General features: G+C 41.0%; 21 protein-coding genes. 11 read left to right on the top strand and 10 right to left on the bottom strand.

Annotated features, from left to right (window positions below; translation table 11 throughout):
* Window positions 1-289: 289 nt before the first annotated feature.
* The 4 genes from trmD to JWQ34_RS08370 form a co-directional block, all read right to left on the bottom strand.
* Window positions 290-964 carry a tRNA (guanosine(37)-N1)-methyltransferase TrmD gene (trmD, locus tag JWQ34_RS08385; RefSeq protein ID WP_299356397.1) on the bottom strand — a complete coding sequence of 225 codons (675 nt, stop codon included), beginning with the start codon at window positions 962-964 and terminating at the stop codon, window positions 290-292.
* Between the two features lie 325 nt (window positions 965-1,289).
* Window positions 1,290-1,679, bottom strand: coding sequence for a VOC family protein (locus tag JWQ34_RS08380; protein WP_299356395.1), 390 nt, complete (start codon window positions 1,677-1,679; stop codon window positions 1,290-1,292).
* 229 nt (window positions 1,680-1,908) lie between these two features.
* A complete protein-coding gene (rimM, locus tag JWQ34_RS08375) occupies window positions 1,909-2,436 on the bottom strand; it encodes a ribosome maturation factor RimM (RefSeq protein ID WP_299356393.1) in 528 nt (175 codons plus the stop codon).
* Between the two features lie 79 nt (window positions 2,437-2,515).
* Complete coding sequence (locus tag JWQ34_RS08370; RefSeq protein ID WP_299356391.1) at window positions 2,516-3,076, bottom strand: 30S ribosomal protein S16; 561 nt, start codon at window positions 3,074-3,076, stop codon at window positions 2,516-2,518.
* Window positions 3,077-3,231: 155 nt separating this feature from the next.
* On the opposite strand from JWQ34_RS08370, the gene JWQ34_RS08365 reads away from it, so the two are divergent.
* Window positions 3,232-3,771 carry a 5'(3')-deoxyribonucleotidase gene (locus tag JWQ34_RS08365; RefSeq protein WP_299356389.1) on the top strand — a complete coding sequence of 180 codons (540 nt, stop codon included), beginning with the start codon at window positions 3,232-3,234 and terminating at the stop codon, window positions 3,769-3,771.
* A 68-nt stretch (window positions 3,772-3,839) separates the two neighbouring features.
* Entirely contained in the window at window positions 3,840-5,579 is a 1,740-nt protein-coding gene (locus tag JWQ34_RS08360) for a PAS domain S-box protein (RefSeq protein ID WP_299356387.1), read from the top strand.
* A 21-nt stretch (window positions 5,580-5,600) separates the two neighbouring features.
* On the opposite strand, the gene pfkA is transcribed toward JWQ34_RS08360, so the two are convergent.
* From pfkA to JWQ34_RS08340, 4 genes are all read right to left on the bottom strand, one after another.
* Window positions 5,601-6,578, bottom strand: a complete 978-nt coding sequence (gene pfkA / locus JWQ34_RS08355; RefSeq protein ID WP_299356385.1) for a 6-phosphofructokinase — start codon at window positions 6,576-6,578, stop codon at window positions 5,601-5,603.
* A gap of 145 nt (window positions 6,579-6,723) precedes the next feature.
* Window positions 6,724-8,466, bottom strand: coding sequence for a protein-disulfide reductase DsbD (locus JWQ34_RS08350; RefSeq protein WP_299356384.1), 1,743 nt, complete (start codon window positions 8,464-8,466; stop codon window positions 6,724-6,726).
* A gap of 19 nt (window positions 8,467-8,485) precedes the next feature.
* The gene (locus JWQ34_RS08345) at window positions 8,486-8,938 is read right to left on the bottom strand and encodes a protein-disulfide reductase DsbD domain-containing protein (RefSeq protein WP_299356382.1); all 453 of its coding nucleotides are present in this window, start codon (window positions 8,936-8,938) and stop codon (window positions 8,486-8,488) included.
* Window positions 8,939-8,945: 7 nt separating this feature from the next.
* The gene (locus JWQ34_RS08340) at window positions 8,946-9,716 is read right to left on the bottom strand and encodes a biotin--[acetyl-CoA-carboxylase] ligase (RefSeq protein ID WP_299356380.1); all 771 of its coding nucleotides are present in this window, start codon (window positions 9,714-9,716) and stop codon (window positions 8,946-8,948) included.
* A gap of 47 nt (window positions 9,717-9,763) precedes the next feature.
* Here JWQ34_RS08340 and rsfS point away from each other — a divergent pair, with 47 nt between their 5' ends.
* The 9 genes from rsfS to JWQ34_RS08295 all read left to right on the top strand — a co-directional run bounded on the left by rsfS (window position 9,764) and on the right by JWQ34_RS08295 (window position 17,632).
* Window positions 9,764-10,138, top strand: a complete 375-nt coding sequence (gene rsfS / locus JWQ34_RS08335) for a ribosome silencing factor (RefSeq protein ID WP_183561837.1) — start codon at window positions 9,764-9,766, stop codon at window positions 10,136-10,138.
* Between the two features lie 94 nt (window positions 10,139-10,232).
* On the top strand, window positions 10,233-12,359 hold the full coding sequence (ftsH, locus tag JWQ34_RS08330; protein WP_299356375.1) for an ATP-dependent zinc metalloprotease FtsH: 2,127 nt from the start codon (window positions 10,233-10,235) through the stop codon (window positions 12,357-12,359).
* An 81-nt stretch (window positions 12,360-12,440) separates the two neighbouring features.
* Window positions 12,441-13,097 (top strand): LUD domain-containing protein, encoded by a 657-nt coding sequence (locus tag JWQ34_RS08325; protein ID WP_299356374.1) that lies wholly within the window; start codon window positions 12,441-12,443, stop codon window positions 13,095-13,097.
* 146 nt (window positions 13,098-13,243) lie between these two features.
* Window positions 13,244-13,642, top strand: coding sequence for a hypothetical protein (locus JWQ34_RS08320; RefSeq protein ID WP_299356372.1), 399 nt, complete (start codon window positions 13,244-13,246; stop codon window positions 13,640-13,642).
* Between the two features lie 327 nt (window positions 13,643-13,969).
* A complete protein-coding gene (locus JWQ34_RS08315) occupies window positions 13,970-14,617 on the top strand; it encodes a hypothetical protein (RefSeq protein ID WP_299356371.1) in 648 nt (215 codons plus the stop codon).
* Window positions 14,587-15,417: an ATP-binding protein gene (locus tag JWQ34_RS08310; protein ID WP_299356370.1), complete on the top strand. Its 831-nt coding sequence runs from the start codon at window positions 14,587-14,589 to the stop codon at window positions 15,415-15,417. Before JWQ34_RS08315 ends, JWQ34_RS08310 begins: the two co-directional genes overlap by 31 nt.
* Window positions 15,383-16,027, top strand: coding sequence for a response regulator transcription factor (locus tag JWQ34_RS08305; protein WP_299356369.1), 645 nt, complete (start codon window positions 15,383-15,385; stop codon window positions 16,025-16,027). Before JWQ34_RS08310 ends, JWQ34_RS08305 begins: the two co-directional genes overlap by 35 nt.
* Window positions 16,028-16,056: 29 nt before the next feature.
* Window positions 16,057-17,127, top strand: a complete 1,071-nt coding sequence (locus JWQ34_RS08300; protein WP_299356368.1) for a PA0069 family radical SAM protein — start codon at window positions 16,057-16,059, stop codon at window positions 17,125-17,127.
* Between the two features lie 43 nt (window positions 17,128-17,170).
* Complete coding sequence (locus tag JWQ34_RS08295) at window positions 17,171-17,632, top strand: hypothetical protein (protein WP_299356366.1); 462 nt, start codon at window positions 17,171-17,173, stop codon at window positions 17,630-17,632.
* On the opposite strand, the gene JWQ34_RS08290 is transcribed toward JWQ34_RS08295, so the two are convergent.
* Window positions 17,629-18,009: a DUF2809 domain-containing protein gene (locus JWQ34_RS08290; RefSeq protein WP_299356364.1), complete on the bottom strand. Its 381-nt coding sequence runs from the start codon at window positions 18,007-18,009 to the stop codon at window positions 17,629-17,631. The genes JWQ34_RS08295 and JWQ34_RS08290 overlap by 4 nt on opposite strands.
* Window positions 18,009-18,455, bottom strand: a complete 447-nt coding sequence (locus tag JWQ34_RS08285) for a DinB superfamily protein (protein ID WP_299356362.1) — start codon at window positions 18,453-18,455, stop codon at window positions 18,009-18,011. The genes JWQ34_RS08290 and JWQ34_RS08285 overlap by 1 nt, the downstream gene beginning before the upstream one ends.
* Between the last annotated feature and the right edge of the window lie 38 nt (window positions 18,456-18,493).

Below are 18,493 nucleotides of genomic sequence, written 5' to 3'. Positions count from 1 at the left end.
TAAAGGAAGGAAACTGCTTTTTTTCTACTGATTGCTCTTCAACAAATTTTACTAAATCCATGATTTTTAGCTCTTAAAGCGATTTTTAGCCCGTAAAAATCGGATTGCAATTATAGGGATTTTTTTTAATATATAAAAGTGTATTTTAAAAATTTCCACATTTTGTTTTTTACTAACAAAATGGCGGTAGTTTAAAGTTGATTTTGTTGATTGAGTAAGTGGTTTGTAAACATAAATTAACTTAACCAACTCCATCAACCTAATCTAACTCAATCCAACTACGCTCAACTTACTCCAACAAATCAGGCCGGCGTGTTTTGGTGCGTTCTAAAGCCTGCTCAAAGCGCCATTTTTCAATTTCGGGGGTATTGCCGCTCAATAGTATATCGGGCACCTTGTGGCCGTTCCAGTCGGCTGGGCGGGTATATACAGGGGCATCCAGCATATCATCCTGAAACGAGTCGCTAAGGGCCGATGTTTCGTCGCTCAGCACACCGGGAATCAACCGTACCACGGCATCAACCAATACGGCTGCAGGCAGCTCGCCACCTGATAGCACATAATCGCCGATAGAAATTTCGCGGGTTACATAAATATCGCGGATGCGCTGGTCAATCCCCTTATAATGTCCGCATAAAATAATAACATTTCCTTTTATTGAAAGCTGGTTGGCTATGGCCTGGTTTAAGCGCTCGCCATCAGGTGACATGAATATCACCTCGTCATATTCCCTTTCGGCCTTTAGCTTTTCAATGCAGGCCGCAAAGGGTGGTATCGTCATCACCATGCCGCTGCCTCCGCCGTACGGATAATCGTCAACACTTTTTTGCTTGCTGGTAGAGTAATCGCGCAGGTTATGCACATGAATTTCGGCAATACCCTTTTTTTGTGCACGCTGTAAAATAGAATGTGCAAACGGACTTACCAACAGATCGGGCAAAACAGAAATGATATCAAAACGCATGCTGCAAAGATAGTAAATTGATGTGCAGATATGCGGATTTCGGATATGCAGATTGGAGATGTGCAGATTAACTGTAACTTTTCGCAGTCGCCCGGCTCTGGCTGAATAACATGTATTTCGCGACATCCCGTCGCCGTAAAAACTTATGTATTATCACTCGCAGGCCAGAGATCTGATGATAGCTATCACCCGGCATGAACCCACAAATGAAATTGGAATAGGAGACGCATGTGATGCGTCTCTACAGAGGCTTTTTTGTAGAGACACATTACATGTGTCTCCCTTACTCCAGCCGCGCGATGGCGAGGTAGAAGATATTAGTTAACTATAGCTTCTTTTCAATTATCCACCGGTGACCAAAGGGATCTGTTAATTCGCCCTGGCGGTAGTTGTATTCAAAATCGGTAACGGGCACTACTTCAACGGCACCGGCAGCAATGGCCCTGTTAAAAACAGCGTGTACATCATCAACCATCAGTCCGACACTAACCGTGCGGCCACCGGCATTGGCGGGTGTTATGGTGCCGCTAAATCGCGTTATTTCATGAATATGGAACATAGCGCCATCTATTACAAGTTCGGCTACGTGGATGCTTCCATCATCGTTCCGCAGGCAAAAGTTTTCGGTAGCGTTAAAAGCCTTTTTATAAAAATCAATATTGGTAACACCATTATCAATGGCCAGCATTGGTGCAAAGGATGTTTTTGTTTTCATTATTGGCTTATTTAGTCTTCTTCCTCTAATATAAACACTTCTTCAACGGATTTGCCAAATATGCGGGCAATTTTACTTTTAACTTCCGTTAACGCAAAATGCCTGTGAGGACACAGGCATTGGTTAAAAAAAACAAGCTTGTCATTCTGAGCGCAGCGAAGGATCTATTATGCGGCATACATATGTTTGCGAATAGATCCTTCGCTGCGCTCAGGATGACAAAAGGAAATTACTCAGACAAATAAACATCCAGCAACCCCTCGGGTAGGGCTATATAGACCTCCCCTGCTTCTACATCGATACCTTTAATGATATCTACATTAAGCGGGAAAAGCACTTCCTTATTTTGGTATTGAACGGTAGCTATCAGTTGCTGCGGGTATTCCTGCACCTCCAGTATTTCGCCCAGTTCGCCGTGGGTTTCGTCAATAGCTATAAAACCTTTAACATCGTTCAGGGTAAACTCACTCTTTTTCTTTTTGGGCTTTAGTTTATTGGGCAGGTAGATGTCTTTTTTTACCAGCAGGGCTGCTTTTTCAATGGTATCTACATCCTCTAAGTATAAATAGGCATTGCTTTTTTGCAGGTATTTGACAGAAGCCACAAAATAGGGGATCATTTTGCCTGCCATATCAATAAAAACGGCATCAAACTTTATAGCGTCCAGGCCATCAAAATCAACATATATCTGCATTTCGCCTTTCAAACCTTTGGTTTTCAATATGCTGCCTATCCTGAAACAATCTTCGGTCTTCATAAAAAAATGGAATTAAAAAATAATGGCGAAGAACCTATATACAGGTTGCTTCGCCATTACGTAAGTCTTAATAATAAAATTATTCTGCGCTTTCAGCAGCATCAGCTTCAGCAGCCGGAGTTTCAGCAACTTCGCCTTCAGTTGTAGCTTCAACTTCTTCTTCAGCAACTTCTTCTGCCACAGGAGCATTTTTAGCAGCAATAGCAGCAGCTTTATCTTCTTTCTTTTTAGCTTCAGCGATCAAAGCCAATTTGCGGGCTTCGTCTTTTGCAGAAACTAAACTTGTTTTTTTACCGGTGATTTTACCGTCTTTTTGCTCAGTCCATTCAGCAAATTTTGCTGCAGCCTGCTCTTCGGTTAAAGCGCCTTTTTTAACACCACCTTCTAAGTGTTTTTTGTACAGCACACCTTTGTATGAAAGGATAGCACGACAAGTATCTGTTGGCTGGGCACCAGTGTTAACCCAAGCTAAAGTTTTGTCGAAATTGATGTCGATAGTTGCAGGGTTGGTGTTTGGGTTGTATGAACCTAAACGCTCAATAAAACGACCGTCGCGTGGAGCGCGGGCATCTGCTACTACGATGTAGTAAAAAGGTTTGCCTTTTTTACCGTGTCTTTGCAGTCTGATCTTAGTTGCCATTTCTTATTTTTATGTATTCAACATGTCCCCGGAGTTCTTTCTGCGGGGATGCAAAGGTATAAATTATTTGTAATAATTTAAAACCCTTGTAATTAATTATTTATTAAAGCATTACGGGCTATGCTTTAATTGAAAAAAATTGCAAATTCACCGACATGAGCATCAACAGAAAATTACGTATAGCTATTGATATGGACGAGGTACTGGCCGATACCATTGCCAAATTTATTGACCTGTATGAGGTAAGGCACCAAACCAAAATATCCCTGGACGATATGCATGGCAAGGAGTTTAACCAGATATTACCACCCCATTTAAGCAGCTCATTAAGACAATATATTAATGAGAAAGGCTTTTTCCGCGATTTGCCGGTTATGCCTGGCAGCCAGGAAGTGGTAAAGGCCCTGTGCGAAAAATATGATGTATATATTGCATCGGCCGCAATGGAATTTAGAAACTCGCTGGAGGATAAACTGGAATGGCTTAATGAGCATTTCCCGTTCATCTCCTGGACAAATATTATTTTTTGCGGGCATAAGATACTGGATGTGGATATTATGATTGACGACCGTATAAAAAACTTTGTAACCTTTAATGGCCGTAAACTGCTATACACCTCGCCACACAACCTGTTAATCAATGATTTTGAGCGGGTTAACAACTGGAATGATGTAGCAGCTAAATTATTACATTAACAATATAAATGCACTTTAAAATAAATACATTATATTTATAGAGATGCCCCTATCCTTATTTTCAAGGTATGTTCAGCCATACAACTATTGATCTGATTGATTGTGTACTTGCTTACGATATTAATAAGCAAAAATATCTGTTTATTGGCCCCGGGATTTTCCAGGTTTTGGGTATAACCGCCAAACAACTGCATCAAAACCATAACCTGTGGGATGAGCTGATCAATAAAACCTATCTCCCTTGCATAAAAGAGCACATTAAAAACCTTACCCCAAACAACTCCATTGAGTTAAACTACCTGATTAATACACCGCAACATACCACTAAAAACATCCATGATAAAAAGAGTCTTATTATTGATGATGTTACCGGGCACCGGGTTTTATTGAGTGTTATCAGGGAGCAGCCCCTTCTGAAAGGCCATTCAGCAGATACCATCGAAAAATTGCATCAGCAAGAAGATGCCGGGCTTAGCAAACAGCTTTTAAACTCGCTTATTGATTCGCAAACCAACTTCTTAATCCGGATAGACATTGACGGAAATTATAGCTTCATCAACCGCCAGTATCTTAAAGTATTTGGGTACAAGGCAAAAGAACTATTGGGCAAACATTTTTCAAAAACCACCCTCCCGGAGGAAGCCCATCTGTGCGAAGGCGTGTTTATTAAATGCCTGAACAACCCCGGCAAGGTTATCCCGCTGTTGCATAAAAAACCCGATATACATGGTAATTTGCATGATACCGAATGGGAGTTTATATCAATAGTTAATGAAAACGGCGAGGTTTGTGAGATACAGGGCGTTGGTCAGGATATAACTGACAAAATTAAAATTGAAGCCGAAATAAAAAGTACCGCCCAAAAGCTTGATTCCTTTATTGAAAGTATAACCGATTCCTTTTTTATTTTAGATAATAAGTGGCGGTTTGTAAGGGTAAATACAGCCTTTGAAAAAGTATCCGAAAAAAACCGCGATGAGCTACTTGGCCAGGTAATATGGAAGGTATTTCCTTCGCTTATGGATACCGGTTTTGGTCGTGCTTACTATGATGCTAAAGCAAAACAGGAAAGCATTAAGCTCATGGAATATTTTGCTCCCTTAAATAAATGGTTCCGTACAACCGTTTACCCATCTGCCGAAGGCATAACCGTATTTGCTAAAAATGTAACCTATGAGATGCGCGCCCAGGAAGAGGTTTTATGGACCAAAAACAGCCTTGAAGCCCTCATTAACAATACAACCGATCAAATATGGTCTGTTGATGCAGAAACCCGGTATGCTTACATGAATAATGCTTATGTAAAGCACATAGAGCAGCTAACCGGCGTTGCCCCGCAAAAAGGCGAGTATTCAAACAGGCACATGGGTTATCCCCGGCAATTACTTGATGACTGGAAGGTATATTATGAACGTGCATTAAAAGGCGAACGTTATACCATCATCAGCGAAAGCATTGATGAGCAAACAAAAGAGACTGTATATTATGAAATAAACTTTAACCCTATTTATACTACCAGTGGCCAGGTAATGGGGGCCGGTTGTTTTGCCCGCGATATCAGCGTGAGGCTTAAAAATGAGCATGAGCTGCTTTCTCAAAATAAACGCCTGCGTAATATTGCCTCGCTTAGCTCGCATGAATTAAGGCGGCCCGTAGCCAGCATGCTCGGACTAATTGATATTATAGACAAGGAAAACCTGCAAAATCCAGAAAACAGGCAAATTATTGATTATCTGCACATTGTAAGCACCGAAATTGACGAGGTAATACGCCTCATTGTTGATCATACCTTTACCAGAACCGACTAGTAAGAGCGGTAAACTCCAGTATTACATAGACAATATCTCAACCAGTTTTAACAGGTTAGGATTTATCTCAATATGATGCTTAATAGCGTGTTCAAATGGGGTATACGCAATTTCATTATGAATAATGCCTATCATCTCGTTGCGATGGCCATCTCTTAAAGCTTCAACAGCTGCAGCGCCCACACGGCTTGCCAATACCCTATCCATACAGCTTGGCGCACCGCCCCTTTGAATGTGACCCAGTATCGAGATCCGGGTATCATAATTAGGGAATTTTTCCTGCACTAACCTGCCAACTTCAAAAGCGCCTCCGGCCTCTTCGCCTTCAGCCACGATCACTATTCTGGAGGTTTTATCCTTACGGCCATGTTCCAGACGGTTAAATAAACCTTCCATTCCGCCTTTACTTTCAGGTATCAATATAGCCTCGGCTCCGGCTGCAATGCCGGTACGCAGCGCAATCAGGCCCGAGTCGCGGCCCATCACTTCAACAATAAATAAACGATCATGCGATTCGGCGGTGTCACGTATCTTATCCACAGCCTCCACAACGGTATTTATCGCCGTGTCATAACCAATAGTAAAGTCGGTACCTAATAAATCGTTATCAATAGTACCCGGCAAGCCAATAACGGGTATGTCATACTCGCTGCCAAATACTTTAGCGCCGGTAAAAGTACCGTCGCCGCCAATGGCAACCAGGGCATCAACATTATGTTTTTTTAACTGATCGTAAGCTTGTTTGCGCCCTTCGGCAGTGCGGAAGTTATCGCAACGGGCGGTTTTTAAAATAGTGCCCCCGCGTTGTATAATGTTCGAGACCGATTTACGGTTCATTGGTATAAAATCACCTTTGGTCATGCCTTCATAACCGCGGCGTATTCCGGTAACTTCAATATCATAGTAAATAGCCGTACGTACAACCGCCCTTATGGCAGCATTCATTCCCGGCGCGTCGCCACCTGATGTAAAAAGTCCGATATTTTTAATCTGCGTCATTTTTTATCCTGATACGGGCAATTAGGAACCCTACCTTAAAAAATTGAATAGTTTAATTAAGTGCTTTTAAAGCAGCCTTTAAATAAAAACGCGGCTAAGCTTTAAAACTTGCCGCGAATTTACATTTTATTTTTTAACGCTGAGCCTACTTTTTGAAAGCAGCGATACCGCTATCTAAAAATTCAAGATAGCTTTTGATGTTATAGTTAGCTGGCGAGGTTGGTATTTCAGCCCCCTTACCATCCTTTAAGAAATTACCGTCGCTATCAAGCATTACATATAATGGCTGCGAATTGGAGTTAAATCTTTTAGCCTCCAGATCGCTCCATTTGCCGCCTAAGGTGGTTATTTTTTTACCGCTATAGTCCGATACAAACTGTTCCTGTACAGGCAGCGCCGCTTTATCATCCACCACCAGTTGTAAAAGAATAAAGTCGTCCCTTAATCTTTTAAAAACTTCCGGGTCCGACCATACATTGGCTTCCATTTTACGGCAGTTAACACAGTTAAAACCAGTAAAATCTATCAATATGGGTTTATGCGTTGCCTTGGATACCTGCAATGCCTGATTGTAATCGTACCAGGCATCAAGTCCACGGGTTTTTATGCGGGTATAATTAGCAGCATATTTCCGTTCGCCTATACCTGATGGTATCGCGGCCGGAGCTGATGCCGATGATGAACCGGAACCACCAGGCTCACTTGACAGATTAAAGTCTTGTGTGGCTTCGGGTGGTAAAAACGCGCTGATTGATTTTAAAGGCGCACCCCATAAACCCGGTATCATATAAATAACAAACGCGAATACAACTATAGCTAAAAACGTACGTGGTATAGTAAGGTATGGCACATCGCTATCATGTGAGAATTTTATTTTCCCGATCAGATAAAGGCCTATCATTAACCCAATGGCTATCCAAAGCGATAAAAATATCTCCCGGTCAAACCAGTTCCAGTGGTAGGCCAGGTCAACGTTTGATAAAAATTTGAGGGCAAAGGCAAGTTCCAGAAATCCCAAAACCACTTTTACGCTATTCAACCAACCACCCGATTTTGGCAGGCTTTTTAATGCCGATGGAAACAAAGCAAATATGGTAAATGGCAAAGCTAATGCTAACGAAAAGCCAAACATCCCCATGGCAGGTCCCAAACGATCGCCTTTTGAAGCGGCATCAACCAGTAGTGTACCTATAATTGGCCCAGTACATGAAAATGACACCACTACCAGCGTTGAAGCCATAAAGAAAATACCCGCAAGGCCACCCTTATCTGCATTTTCATCAAGCTTATTGGCTAAGGAGCTGGGTAACGTAATTTCAAAAGCTCCCAGGAACGATATACCAAAAACCACCAGCAGTAAAAAGAAGAACATATTAAATATGCCGTTTGTAGCCAGTTCATTAAGGGCATCTGATCCAAAAATAATGGAGATCAGCAATCCAAGCGTTACATATATAATAATGATGGATACTCCGTAAATGAGCGATTGACCTATTGCCTTGCTACGGCTTCCGCTCTTTTTGGTAAAAAAACTTACAGTTAATGGCAGCAACGGATATATACAGGGCAAAATAACAGCAGTAAAGCCGCCAATAAGTCCTTCTATAAATATTTGCCAGAGTGTTTTGGGCTTTTCAGATGAAGGGGCTTTTTGTTGAGCCGCGGGTTTGGCTGCAGCAGCCCTTGCTGCAGAATCGGCCGCTTTTTTCCTGATGGCAATGCTATCAGCAGCGGTTGGTATATCCGTAAACTGAACATCACTGGTTGATACCGTATCGGCTTTTGGTGCTGCATAAACAGGCGATGGGGAGTTTATGCCAAATATGACCAGCACGGTTACTATAGCCAGCAACGTTGGTAACCAGTTGATTTTATGAAATAGTTTCATCGTTATCTCCTTAAGGTAATTATTTGCCTAAAGGAATATTAAATTCAACATCTTCTGGTGGAAGGCATTTTTTATCGTTACAGGTCATGTAAGTCAGTTTGCCTGTTACGCTGGCAGCCTTTGCCGATTTAAGGCTTATTTTTTGCTGAAAAACAACTTCTTTTTCAAAGTAACTAACATTCATGCTAAAAGCTTTCTCGAATTTGGTTACCGGTGTTGGCTCAGTAGTTTTACCAAGCGGGGTGTATGCGTTTGATGGGGTAAATTCAAATGAGGTTTTTATTGGTCCGCCATCCTTAACGTCAAGGGAGTAAATGTGCCATCCGGTTTGAATAGTAGCTTTAAAAAACACAACGGCTTCTTTATCATTCAACTTTTTTGCCCCGTATGACCATCTTACAGGCGTTTCGATCTGGGCATAGGCCCCTGCGCAAATAACCAGCGCAACAATAACCAACAATACTTTCTTCATTTAATTACTATTTATTTAAAAATTCAATTTGTTTTAAGCTAAACTCCTGGAGCGTGCCATTATTATCAACAACCAGCAAACCTTCGTCTTTTACATTTTTAATGATCCCTTCAAAAACCACGTCGTTTGCCTTGAAACGCTTTGCCTGGTTTAACCAATATAGTCGGGATAAATATGTATTCCTTACAAAGGAAAACTTACTCGCCTTTAAATTAAGGTAATACGCTTCAATATGACCGCAAATTTCTGATAATATTGTTCGTAAATCATAATCTTTATGTAAGATTTGCTTTAAAGATATGGCATTGCCCGCTCCCGGCAAGAAACTTTCCTGATTTATATTAAGTCCGATACCAATTATGGCATTTTTAATACGATCGCCCTGAATATGAGTTTCAATCAATATACCGCCAAGTTTACGATCGTCATAATAAATATCATTGGGCCATTTTATTTTTAATTTATCGCCCAAATATGGCTCCAACGCGTCAAAAACGCCCAAACTGACTACCCGGTTAAGGTCAAACTGGTTGATGACAGGCAAAAACGTTGGGTTTAGCAGAATACTGAACGTAAGGTTTTTGCCTGGCTCACTATGCCATTTATTTTGCTGCTGCCCCCTACCGGCGTATTGGCTTTCTGCCATAATGACCGTACCTTCGGGCAATGGCTTGGAATTTGACAGTAATGTTTTAAGGAAAGTGTTGGTTGAGTCAAGTTCTTTAATTGTTACCAAATTTTGACCAACAAATAATGCCGAAAATATGTTATTTTGCAAAGTATAATAATTTTTAACCCAAAAACGTTCAAAACTAATTCTTTTTGATGGTAAAAAACAAAGTGTTAAATCAATCGGCCTACATTTCTGAACTTGCCATTCATGGCATACAGGAAAAAAAGGGGAATGATATTATAAGATTAGATCTCCGTAATATATTGGGTTCAGTGTCAGATTATTTTGTGATCTGTCATGCCGATTCAACTACACAGGTAAAAGCAATTGCCAATAGTATTGAAGAAGAAATTTTCAAAGCCACGCAACAGGAACCCTGGCGTAAGGAAGGGCTTGAATATGCCGAGTGGATACTACTTGATTATGTGGATGTTGTGATCCACGTTTTCAGAACTGACAAACGTGAATTCTACGGCGTAGAAGATTTGTGGGGTGATGCCGAAATTAAATATTATAAAAGTGCTTAAACATTCGTCACAAAAGTACCCCGGGTGGAGTCATGGTACTAAACCTTTGTAAATTTTAAATTATAGATTGTAAGTTTGAGCTCGTAACAAAGAAATGAAAGATATTAAAGATAGTAAATCAGAAAGTCCGAAACCGATCAGGAAGATACTTAATAAAAAAACACCGCCAAAACCACCTAAGTTTAACATTATGTGGCTTTATGGTATTGTTATTTTAGCCTTTTTACTGGTACCCACCCTATTAAGCGGTGGTTCAGGCAAAAACATCAACTTCCAGGATTTTGAAGCCAACATGCTACGTCCGCATGACGTTCAAAAATTGATCGTTTATAAAAATGGCGACCTGGTGGTTGCCGAGGTTTATATTAAAAAGGACAGTTTAAGCAAATCTCGTTATAAAGATCTTACCAAAGAACAACATTTGTTTAACACCAACAACGATGGCCCTCAGTATACTTTTACTGATGCATCGTACGAGAGCGTAAAACAATCTTTGGCCATTGCCCAAAAAGATGTGCCTGACAGCGAAAAAGTTCCAATTGAACTGCAACCAGGTCACGAAAGCTTTTTATCAAACTGGCTGGTACAGGGTGTTATCATGGTGATCCTTTTTGCCGGGGTATGGATATTCATCATGCGCCGCATGAGCGGAGGCTCTGGCGGTGGCCCGGGCGGACAGATATTTAACATCGGTAAATCAAAAGCTACCCTGTTTGATAAAGAAGCCCAGGTATCGGTAACATTTAATGATGTAGCCGGCTTGGAAGAAGCAAAACAGGAAGTAATGGAAATTGTTGATTTCCTTAAAAATCCTAAAAAATACACCAATCTGGGTGGTAAAATACCTAAAGGAGCCTTATTGGTAGGTTCGCCTGGTACAGGTAAAACCTTGTTGGCCAAAGCCGTTGCCGGCGAGGCCCAGGTGCCATTCTTCTCCCTGTCAGGATCTGACTTTGTGGAAATGTTTGTGGGTGTGGGCGCGTCACGCGTACGTGACTTGTTCCGCCAGGCAAAAGACAAGGCTCCATGTATTATATTTATTGATGAGATTGATGCTATTGGCCGCGCACGCGGTAAAAACAATATAGTTGGCGGTAATGATGAGCGCGAAAACACCCTGAACCAATTATTGGTTGAGATGGATGGTTTTGGTACCGACTCAGGTATTATCATACTGGCAGCAACCAACCGTCCTGACGTACTTGATTCCGCTTTATTGCGCCCGGGCCGTTTTGACAGGCAGGTATCTATTGATAAACCCGATCTGGTGGGCCGCGAGCAGATATTTAAAGTACACTTAAAACCTGTTAAACTGGCAGATGGTGTCGATGCTAAAAAACTATCAGCCCAAACACCTGGTTTTGCCGGAGCCGAAATAGCCAACGTTTGTAACGAAGCCGCTTTAATAGCAGCCCGTAAAAACAAAGAGGCTGTTGATATGCAGGATTTTCAGGATGCCATTGACCGTGTAATTGGCGGTTTAGAGAAAAAGAACAAGATCATATCACCAGAAGAAAAACGCATTGTAGCTTATCACGAAGCTGGTCACGCTATTGCAGGCTGGTTCCTGGAACATGCTGATCCGTTGGTGAAAGTATCCATAGTTCCGCGTGGTGTTGCCGCGTTGGGTTATGCGCAATATCTGCCAAAAGAGCAATTTTTATATACTACAGAGCAATTGCTTGACGGTATGTGTATGACGCTTGGTGGTCGTGTTGCCGAGGACATAACCTTTGGTAAAATTTCGACCGGTGCCCAAAATGATTTGGAACGTATCACCAAGCTAGCTTATGCCATGGTAACCATTTATGGTATGAATGCCAAGGTTGGTAATGTATCATTCAATGACACTCAAGGCGAATACCAGTTTAACAAACCATATTCTGAAAAAACATCTGAACTGATTGATGAGGAAGTTAGAAACCAGATAGCCGATGTTTACGCACGCACCAAAAAGCTGCTTACTGATAAACGAGAAGGGCTTGAAAAACTGGCTAACAAATTATTAGAGAAGGAGATTCTTTTCCAATCAGATCTGGAGGAAATATTAGGCAAACGTCCGTTTGATCACCGTACCACTTATGATGAGTTTGTAAACGGCACCGATGAGTCAAACCAGGAGCCTGTGGCCCAAAACCTGATACATGAAGGCGTAAGCGATCATTCAGGTACTTTTAACCGCAATCCAGAAGAAAAGGATGCCAGTTCAAATAAGGAATAATTTTTAAGTCCGAAGTAAAAAGTCGTAAGTCTGAAAAAGGCTTGCGACTTTTTACTTTATACTTACTACTTTTGACTTAAAATGAGGGATATCACTACATCAAAGGAAAAGCTGCTTAAAAAGATACGTAAAGCGCTGCTGGAAAAAAGGGATAATCCATACCCTCAACTGGAAGATCTGCCGCATTATGCAGCCAATGATGAAATTCCTGAAGTAATATTCGCAGAACAATTTGCCGCCGTTAGCGGGCAATTCATTTTTTGCGAAGACGAAATGCAATTCATTGAAACCCTGCTTACACTTGCCGAAGAACGCAACTGGCGTAAAATATACTGCTGGGAACCCGGCTTGCAGGAAATATTAACCCGCTTTGAATATCCGTTTTACGAAACCGATAAGGATTTTGAGCAAGCCGAAGTTGGTTTCACTTTTTGCGAAGCTTTAATTGCGCGTAATGGCAGTATCCTGCTATCAAACGGCAACATGGCAGGCCGGCGCCTGAGCATTTACCCATCCGTACATATCGTTCTGGCGTATACCTCGCAAATGGCGCTCGACCTTAAGGATGGCTTTAAACTCCTCAAAAACAAATATGGCAGCAACCTGCCCTCCATGATCAGTAATGTTACCGGACCAAGCCGTACCGCCGATATTGAAAAAACACTGGTACTGGGCGCGCACGGCCCCAAAGAACTCTTCGTGTTTTTATTGGATGACAGCGCTACATTAGGTGAATAAACTTTATATTTGATATAATAGTGATTAACTATTATAAATTCTGATCGTATTAATTTAATTCATCCACTAACTCTTCAAGCCAAAAGAACTTAATATAAAATAAGAATTTGTTTAGGCCTCGCAGCTTGATATTAAAGCCTACAAAAATGAAAAATATTGAATTAGCTATTGAAAAATCGATGTTGCCTATTGAGGTATCTACGGCTAAAGAAATGGTGGCCCGCTACCAGGCTACCCGGAAAACACTTATTGACGAAACCCATGGTATTAATGATACCCGGTCAATTTGGTTTGATATTGAAGGATTAAAAAACTTCATTAATAACTTACCAGAAAATGCCAGTGGTGTAAGGGTTCACCTTGCCGCATATGATCAGGGAAACAAGCATGCTCCGAATCAAACTACGGTTATATTCACAGGCACAATTGAGAAAGGTTACGGACACGTTGATGTGTTGGACAAAGACGACAGCCTATGGACTATTGAAGACGACGTTATGGGACCTTTTAATGCGGGAAGAACATGCCCGCCTCTTTGTGGATAATCTGGTTAAAGCCGGCTCAGTATTGCTTACGTAGATATATGATATTGTTCTTAAAAGATCCGCCTCCCGTCGCATAAGTCATAAGAAAAGGTTTCTACCAATAGTAAAAGCAGGCTCTGCCGGAGCCTGCTTTTACTATAACTGTTTTGAGCAATAGAATATAGAAGAATAGAAAACGATTGGGTTTCACTTTTATCTACTTTGAAAATATTCGACCTATTCCATTGTTGAATCTTAAATTTTCACTTTGCCAAAACGAAAAAAGTTGGATAGAGTAATTTTAACTTCAACATTTGTCTATATTATCATTAATAAATAAGGTTACTGATGTTGTATTACAACTACTTCTACGCTGAATTACTGGCACTTGCAAGCTGTATGTACGCTTATAGAAAGCTGGATAGCAATTTTAAAATATTTCTTCCATTTCTGGCTTTTGTAGTTATTTATGAGTTTGCTAACATATACAACCTGCTTTTATGGCATCATACAAATGTTTGGAGCGTAAACTTTGAGGAGATTGTAGAACTGGCCGTATATGGGCGATTTATGGCATCCCTTGATAAAAGAAAAACTTATAGAAACAAAGTATACATCACCATTGCTGCAGGTATAATTATATCCCTTATTGATGTTTTTTTTATACAGGGATTCTGGTCTTTAGGTACTATAGCTATAGTATTAAAAAACACCATATTGGCCGTACTGGTGTGTATTTATTATTATAATTTACTCAACAACGCTGATGATTATCCTGATCTATTGGGTTTCCCACCATTTTTAGCTACTATGGGCTTGTTATTATATTCACTGGCGAATTTCTTTTATTTCGCCTTTTTCGATTACCTGGTACGCAAAAACAATTACGTTTTTTTAAAATTGGCCCAGGTAATCCCCCAAATAGGCTGTATACTTATATATTTACTTTTATCCATCTCGTTTTTATGCTTTTTAAGGACGAAGAAGTTATCATAGCGCTCATTGCCGGCACCGCCATAGTAATTTTGTTGGGTGTTTTTATTATTAGCTTTTTGTTGGTTTATCAAAAAAAGCAAAATAAAAACACGATTGAAAAAGAACACCTAAAATCATCGTTTCAACAGGAATTGCTAAAAACCCGCATGGAAATTCAGGAAGAAACCCTGAACTATATAAGCCGCGAACTGCATGATAATGTAACCCAGGTATTATCATTTGTGAAACTTAATTTGGGTGTGTTTGTTAAAAGCTTACAGGAAAGTGATCAAATAAAACTGAACGATAACCGGGAGCTGATAGCCCAGACAATTAATGACCTGCGCAATCTGTCCAAGAGCCTTAGTTTTGAACATATCAGCTCGTTCGGGCTTTTAAAAACAATGGAAACAGAAGCCGGTCGCATCAACAGAAGCGGTATAATTAAACTGGTACTGACTACCGAAGGCGATGTTTACTCCCTTGGCGAACAGCGCGAGCTGGTAGTATTCAGGATATTCCAGGAGGCTTTAAACAATGCCCTGAAGCATGCCCAGGCCACCAACTTCAAAATCAGCTTGTATTATCAAGAGCAAATGTTTAATTTGACCATCGAAGATGACGGTGTTGGTTTTGAACCCGGATCACTTAATGACAGCAGTGGGTCGGGTTTGCGGAATATAACAAACCGGGCAGCGTTAATTGGCGCTACAACTGTTATAAATAGCTCGCCGGGTAACGGCTGTTGTATTAAGTTATCGCTTAACCCCCTCGTACAAGAAACCTATGCTAACAGAACCAATTCAAATAGCCCTCGTTGATGATCACCGCCTTTTCAGGAGCGGCATTTCCTCACTGGTAGGGAGCTTTAACCGTTATAACATACTGTTTGAAGCAGCTCACGGCAAAGAATTGGTCGAAAAAATAAACTCGGGCCTTGTACCTGATATTGTTTTGCTTGATATTAACATGCCGGTAATGGATGGCATATCAACAGCACAATGGCTCAAAAAATATCACCCATCTATCCGCACCATTATTTTATCAATGTTTGAGGATGCCGAAAAGGTGCTTACCATGGTTAAAATGGGCGTAAAAGGCTATTTATTGAAGGATGCCGAACCACATGAATTTGAAGCCGCCCTGCTTAAAGTAGCCGATGGCGACCTCTATTACCCTGATTTTGTTACCCGCCATTTGTTAAATAATTTTAACAACGATAAAACACCACACGTAAAATTAAATCCGCGCGAAATTGAGTTTTTACGGTTAACCGGCACCGAACTTACCTACAAAGAAATTGCTGATACCATGTGCATCAGCGTACGTACTGTTGACAGTTACCGCGATCAGCTTTTTGAAAAACTGCAAATAAAGAGCCGTGTAGGCCTGGTATTATACAGCATAAAAAATAAATTGATCGACTTGTAATTTGCTAAAAATATTAGCATTTTTGTTAAATGTTACAGGAAGAGAATGCCGACTTTTTTAAAGGCCGTGGAGCGCAACTAAATACTCATAACAAGTTTTTAAAAAACAAATATGTAGCCGAGCACATTGAGGGCCTGGATGAACCTTTGTTGGAAAACACCGCCACGCAGCTTTTTGAGGAAACCCCAAAAAAGATAGTAAGTGAGTCAAGCAGTCCTGATCTGAGCCATATGTACTCCATAAATCCCTATCAGGGCTGTGAGCATGGCTGCATTTACTGTTATGCCCGTAACAGCCATGAATACTATGGCTTTAGCGCCGGGCTTGATTTTGAACGCAAGATCATCATAAAGCGTAACGCTCCCGAACTGCTGGAACAATATTTTAATAAAAAGAATTATCAACCGGTATGCATTATGCTGTCAGGTAACACGGATTGCTACCAGCCTGTTGAGCGGCGCTTAAAGATCACCAGGAACCTACTCCAAATTTTTTTAAAGTACAAGAACCCGGTAAGCATCATCACCAAAAATAACGTTATCCTGCGCGATCTGGATATATTGACTGAGCTAGCCTCCATGAACCTGGTACATGTAAATGTTTCTATCACTTCCTTAAACGAACAACTGCGCCAAAAGCTGGAGCCCCGTACCGTTACCGCCACAGGCCGGCTGGCGGTGATACAAAAGTTAACAGAAAAAGGCATCCCGGTAAGAGTGATGGCCGCCCCTATTATTCCCGGACTGAACAGTAACGAGGTACCCAACATCATTAAAGCTGCTGCCGACAGGGGGGCCTTAGCTGCCGGCTTTACCCTTGTACGCCTGAACGGCAGCATTGCCGAAATATTCAGCGACTGGATATATAAGGCTTTTCCTGACCGGGCCGAGAAAGTATTGAACATGATAAAATCATGCCATGATGGCAAGCTAAATGACAGCGATTTCGGCCGCCGTATGAGCGGCGAGGGCAAGGTGGCCGAATCTGTCCACCAGATGTTCCGGATGGCCTGTAACCGCTTTATGGCCGGCCGGGAGATGCCTGAATACGACTATAGCTTATTTGTACCCATGAAAGGCAAGCAGACGAGTATGTTTTGAATAACATATATTTATTAGATTAGCTACATAAACCTAATAAATCATGCCCTTTCACAAAAACCAACTGTTAAAATCCCTGCTGCTATTTATAGTACCGGTTTTCTTAAGCTCGTGCCATTTATTTGATGAGGCAAAACAAAGGTTACAGCTCTATTGTCCGGGCTTAAAAATTTCACTTAATGGAGTTAATATCCAGGAGCATGCAGAAGCAGATATGTCTGACAAAAAACTGTTTGTATTAACCTATTTTTCTGGTAGTGAACAGGCTGTTAAAAGCTATTTTTTGAATAAGGCAAACGGTTTTAAGATTATGCCGCACGACGCAATATTTAAAAAAGAGTCAGAAGACGATGACTCAGATGATCATAAAACAATAGAAAATACGGATATAGTTTTTGGCAAAACTGTAACGCAGCAAAATGGGTATACCATAGTGATGTTTAACCAAACAAAAAACATTATTATCATCGCTGAATATTCAAAAGGCCAGCGTAAGAAATTTTAATTTAGTTTGACCTTGTAGGTATCGAGTTGCCCATCAATCCAAACACCAATAACAACCCCAACAGTATAACACAACAAATCGCTCCATAAAAAGCCCGCGCCCAAAACCAGGCGACCGAAAAGTGTATGCCTGAGTTCATTTATACAGGGTGCTTTATAAAGCTGGCTAAACTCTATCAGGTAACAAAACAGCAGGCTAGCTATCACAATGAATTTAACTGGTTTACCGATAACCAGGAACCGCACAATAAAGTAAACCATCAGCGCCCAAAGAATATCGCCTATAAATAGTGGGACAAAAGAAAAATGACGAGATAGCAGGCCGGTAATAATGGTAATAGCAATAAGGCCGCCATATATAATCCTTGATCTGTGCATCAATTATCCAGCAACCGCCTATGATAATTAACCTGCCCCAGGTGGTAGGATAAATGCATGGCTAAATGGGTTAAAAAATAACCGGTAGTTACTTTTACGTCCATTACTTCCTGCGGATATTCTTCATCCAGTTGTTTATCTGTTAGCTTGCCGAATGTATCGGCCAGCATCAGGCTGGTTTCATAAATTCCTCTTAATAATTCAGCCCGAGGGATGTTGCGGGCCGAAAACTCCAGCGGCCTGTCCCTGATATAGCCGATTTGCCCCAATTCAGCGCCGATATAGGTATTCAGGTTGCCAATTAAATGCAGGCACAGGTTCCCGGCCGTGTTAGTGATCTGCTTATCAATACGCCAAATGTTTTTTTCGTCCTGATATAATTCGATCTCGGTTTTTAGTTTGGCCAGATCCCTGAGAAATAGTTTTTTTAATACGGCTATCATCATTGTAGATTGAATTCACAAGATAAATAATTGTTACGAAT

It is taken from the genome of Mucilaginibacter sp., assembly GCF_028288185.1.
Classification (GTDB): Bacteria; Bacteroidota; Bacteroidia; order Sphingobacteriales; family Sphingobacteriaceae; genus Mucilaginibacter.
Note: the sequence above shows the minus strand (reverse complement) of the source record. Positions and strands in the feature narration are given on the sequence as shown.

What these genes read in the sequence shown, in the direction of transcription:
- trmD (WP_299356397.1), bottom strand. Translation starts at nt 964, where the DNA reads ATGCGTTTTGATATCATTTCTGTTTTGCCCGATCTGTTGGTAAGTCCG.
- JWQ34_RS08380 (WP_299356395.1), bottom strand. Translation starts at nt 1,679, where the DNA reads ATGAAAACAAAAACATCCTTTGCACCAATGCTGGCCATTGATAATGGT.
- rimM (WP_299356393.1), bottom strand. Translation starts at nt 2,436, where the DNA reads ATGAAGACCGAAGATTGTTTCAGGATAGGCAGCATATTGAAAACCAAA.
- JWQ34_RS08370 (WP_299356391.1), bottom strand. Translation starts at nt 3,076, where the DNA reads ATGGCAACTAAGATCAGACTGCAAAGACACGGTAAAAAAGGCAAACCT.
- JWQ34_RS08365 (WP_299356389.1), top strand. Translation starts at nt 3,232, where the DNA reads ATGAGCATCAACAGAAAATTACGTATAGCTATTGATATGGACGAGGTA.
- JWQ34_RS08360 (WP_299356387.1), top strand. Translation starts at nt 3,840, where the DNA reads ATGTTCAGCCATACAACTATTGATCTGATTGATTGTGTACTTGCTTAC.
- pfkA (WP_299356385.1), bottom strand. Translation starts at nt 6,578, where the DNA reads ATGACGCAGATTAAAAATATCGGACTTTTTACATCAGGTGGCGACGCG.
- JWQ34_RS08350 (WP_299356384.1), bottom strand. Translation starts at nt 8,466, where the DNA reads ATGAAACTATTTCATAAAATCAACTGGTTACCAACGTTGCTGGCTATA.
- JWQ34_RS08345 (WP_299356382.1), bottom strand. Translation starts at nt 8,938, where the DNA reads ATGAAGAAAGTATTGTTGGTTATTGTTGCGCTGGTTATTTGCGCAGGG.
- rsfS (WP_183561837.1), top strand. Translation starts at nt 9,764, where the DNA reads ATGGTAAAAAACAAAGTGTTAAATCAATCGGCCTACATTTCTGAACTT.
- ftsH (WP_299356375.1), top strand. Translation starts at nt 10,233, where the DNA reads ATGAAAGATATTAAAGATAGTAAATCAGAAAGTCCGAAACCGATCAGG.
- JWQ34_RS08325 (WP_299356374.1), top strand. Translation starts at nt 12,441, where the DNA reads ATGAGGGATATCACTACATCAAAGGAAAAGCTGCTTAAAAAGATACGT.
- JWQ34_RS08320 (WP_299356372.1), top strand. Translation starts at nt 13,244, where the DNA reads ATGAAAAATATTGAATTAGCTATTGAAAAATCGATGTTGCCTATTGAG.
- JWQ34_RS08315 (WP_299356371.1), top strand. Translation starts at nt 13,970, where the DNA reads ATGTTGTATTACAACTACTTCTACGCTGAATTACTGGCACTTGCAAGC.
- JWQ34_RS08310 (WP_299356370.1), top strand. Translation starts at nt 14,587, where the DNA reads ATGCTTTTTAAGGACGAAGAAGTTATCATAGCGCTCATTGCCGGCACC.
- JWQ34_RS08305 (WP_299356369.1), top strand. Translation starts at nt 15,383, where the DNA reads ATGCTAACAGAACCAATTCAAATAGCCCTCGTTGATGATCACCGCCTT.
- JWQ34_RS08300 (WP_299356368.1), top strand. Translation starts at nt 16,057, where the DNA reads ATGTTACAGGAAGAGAATGCCGACTTTTTTAAAGGCCGTGGAGCGCAA.
- JWQ34_RS08295 (WP_299356366.1), top strand. Translation starts at nt 17,171, where the DNA reads ATGCCCTTTCACAAAAACCAACTGTTAAAATCCCTGCTGCTATTTATA.
- JWQ34_RS08290 (WP_299356364.1), bottom strand. Translation starts at nt 18,009, where the DNA reads ATGCACAGATCAAGGATTATATATGGCGGCCTTATTGCTATTACCATT.
- JWQ34_RS08285 (WP_299356362.1), bottom strand. Translation starts at nt 18,455, where the DNA reads ATGATGATAGCCGTATTAAAAAAACTATTTCTCAGGGATCTGGCCAAA.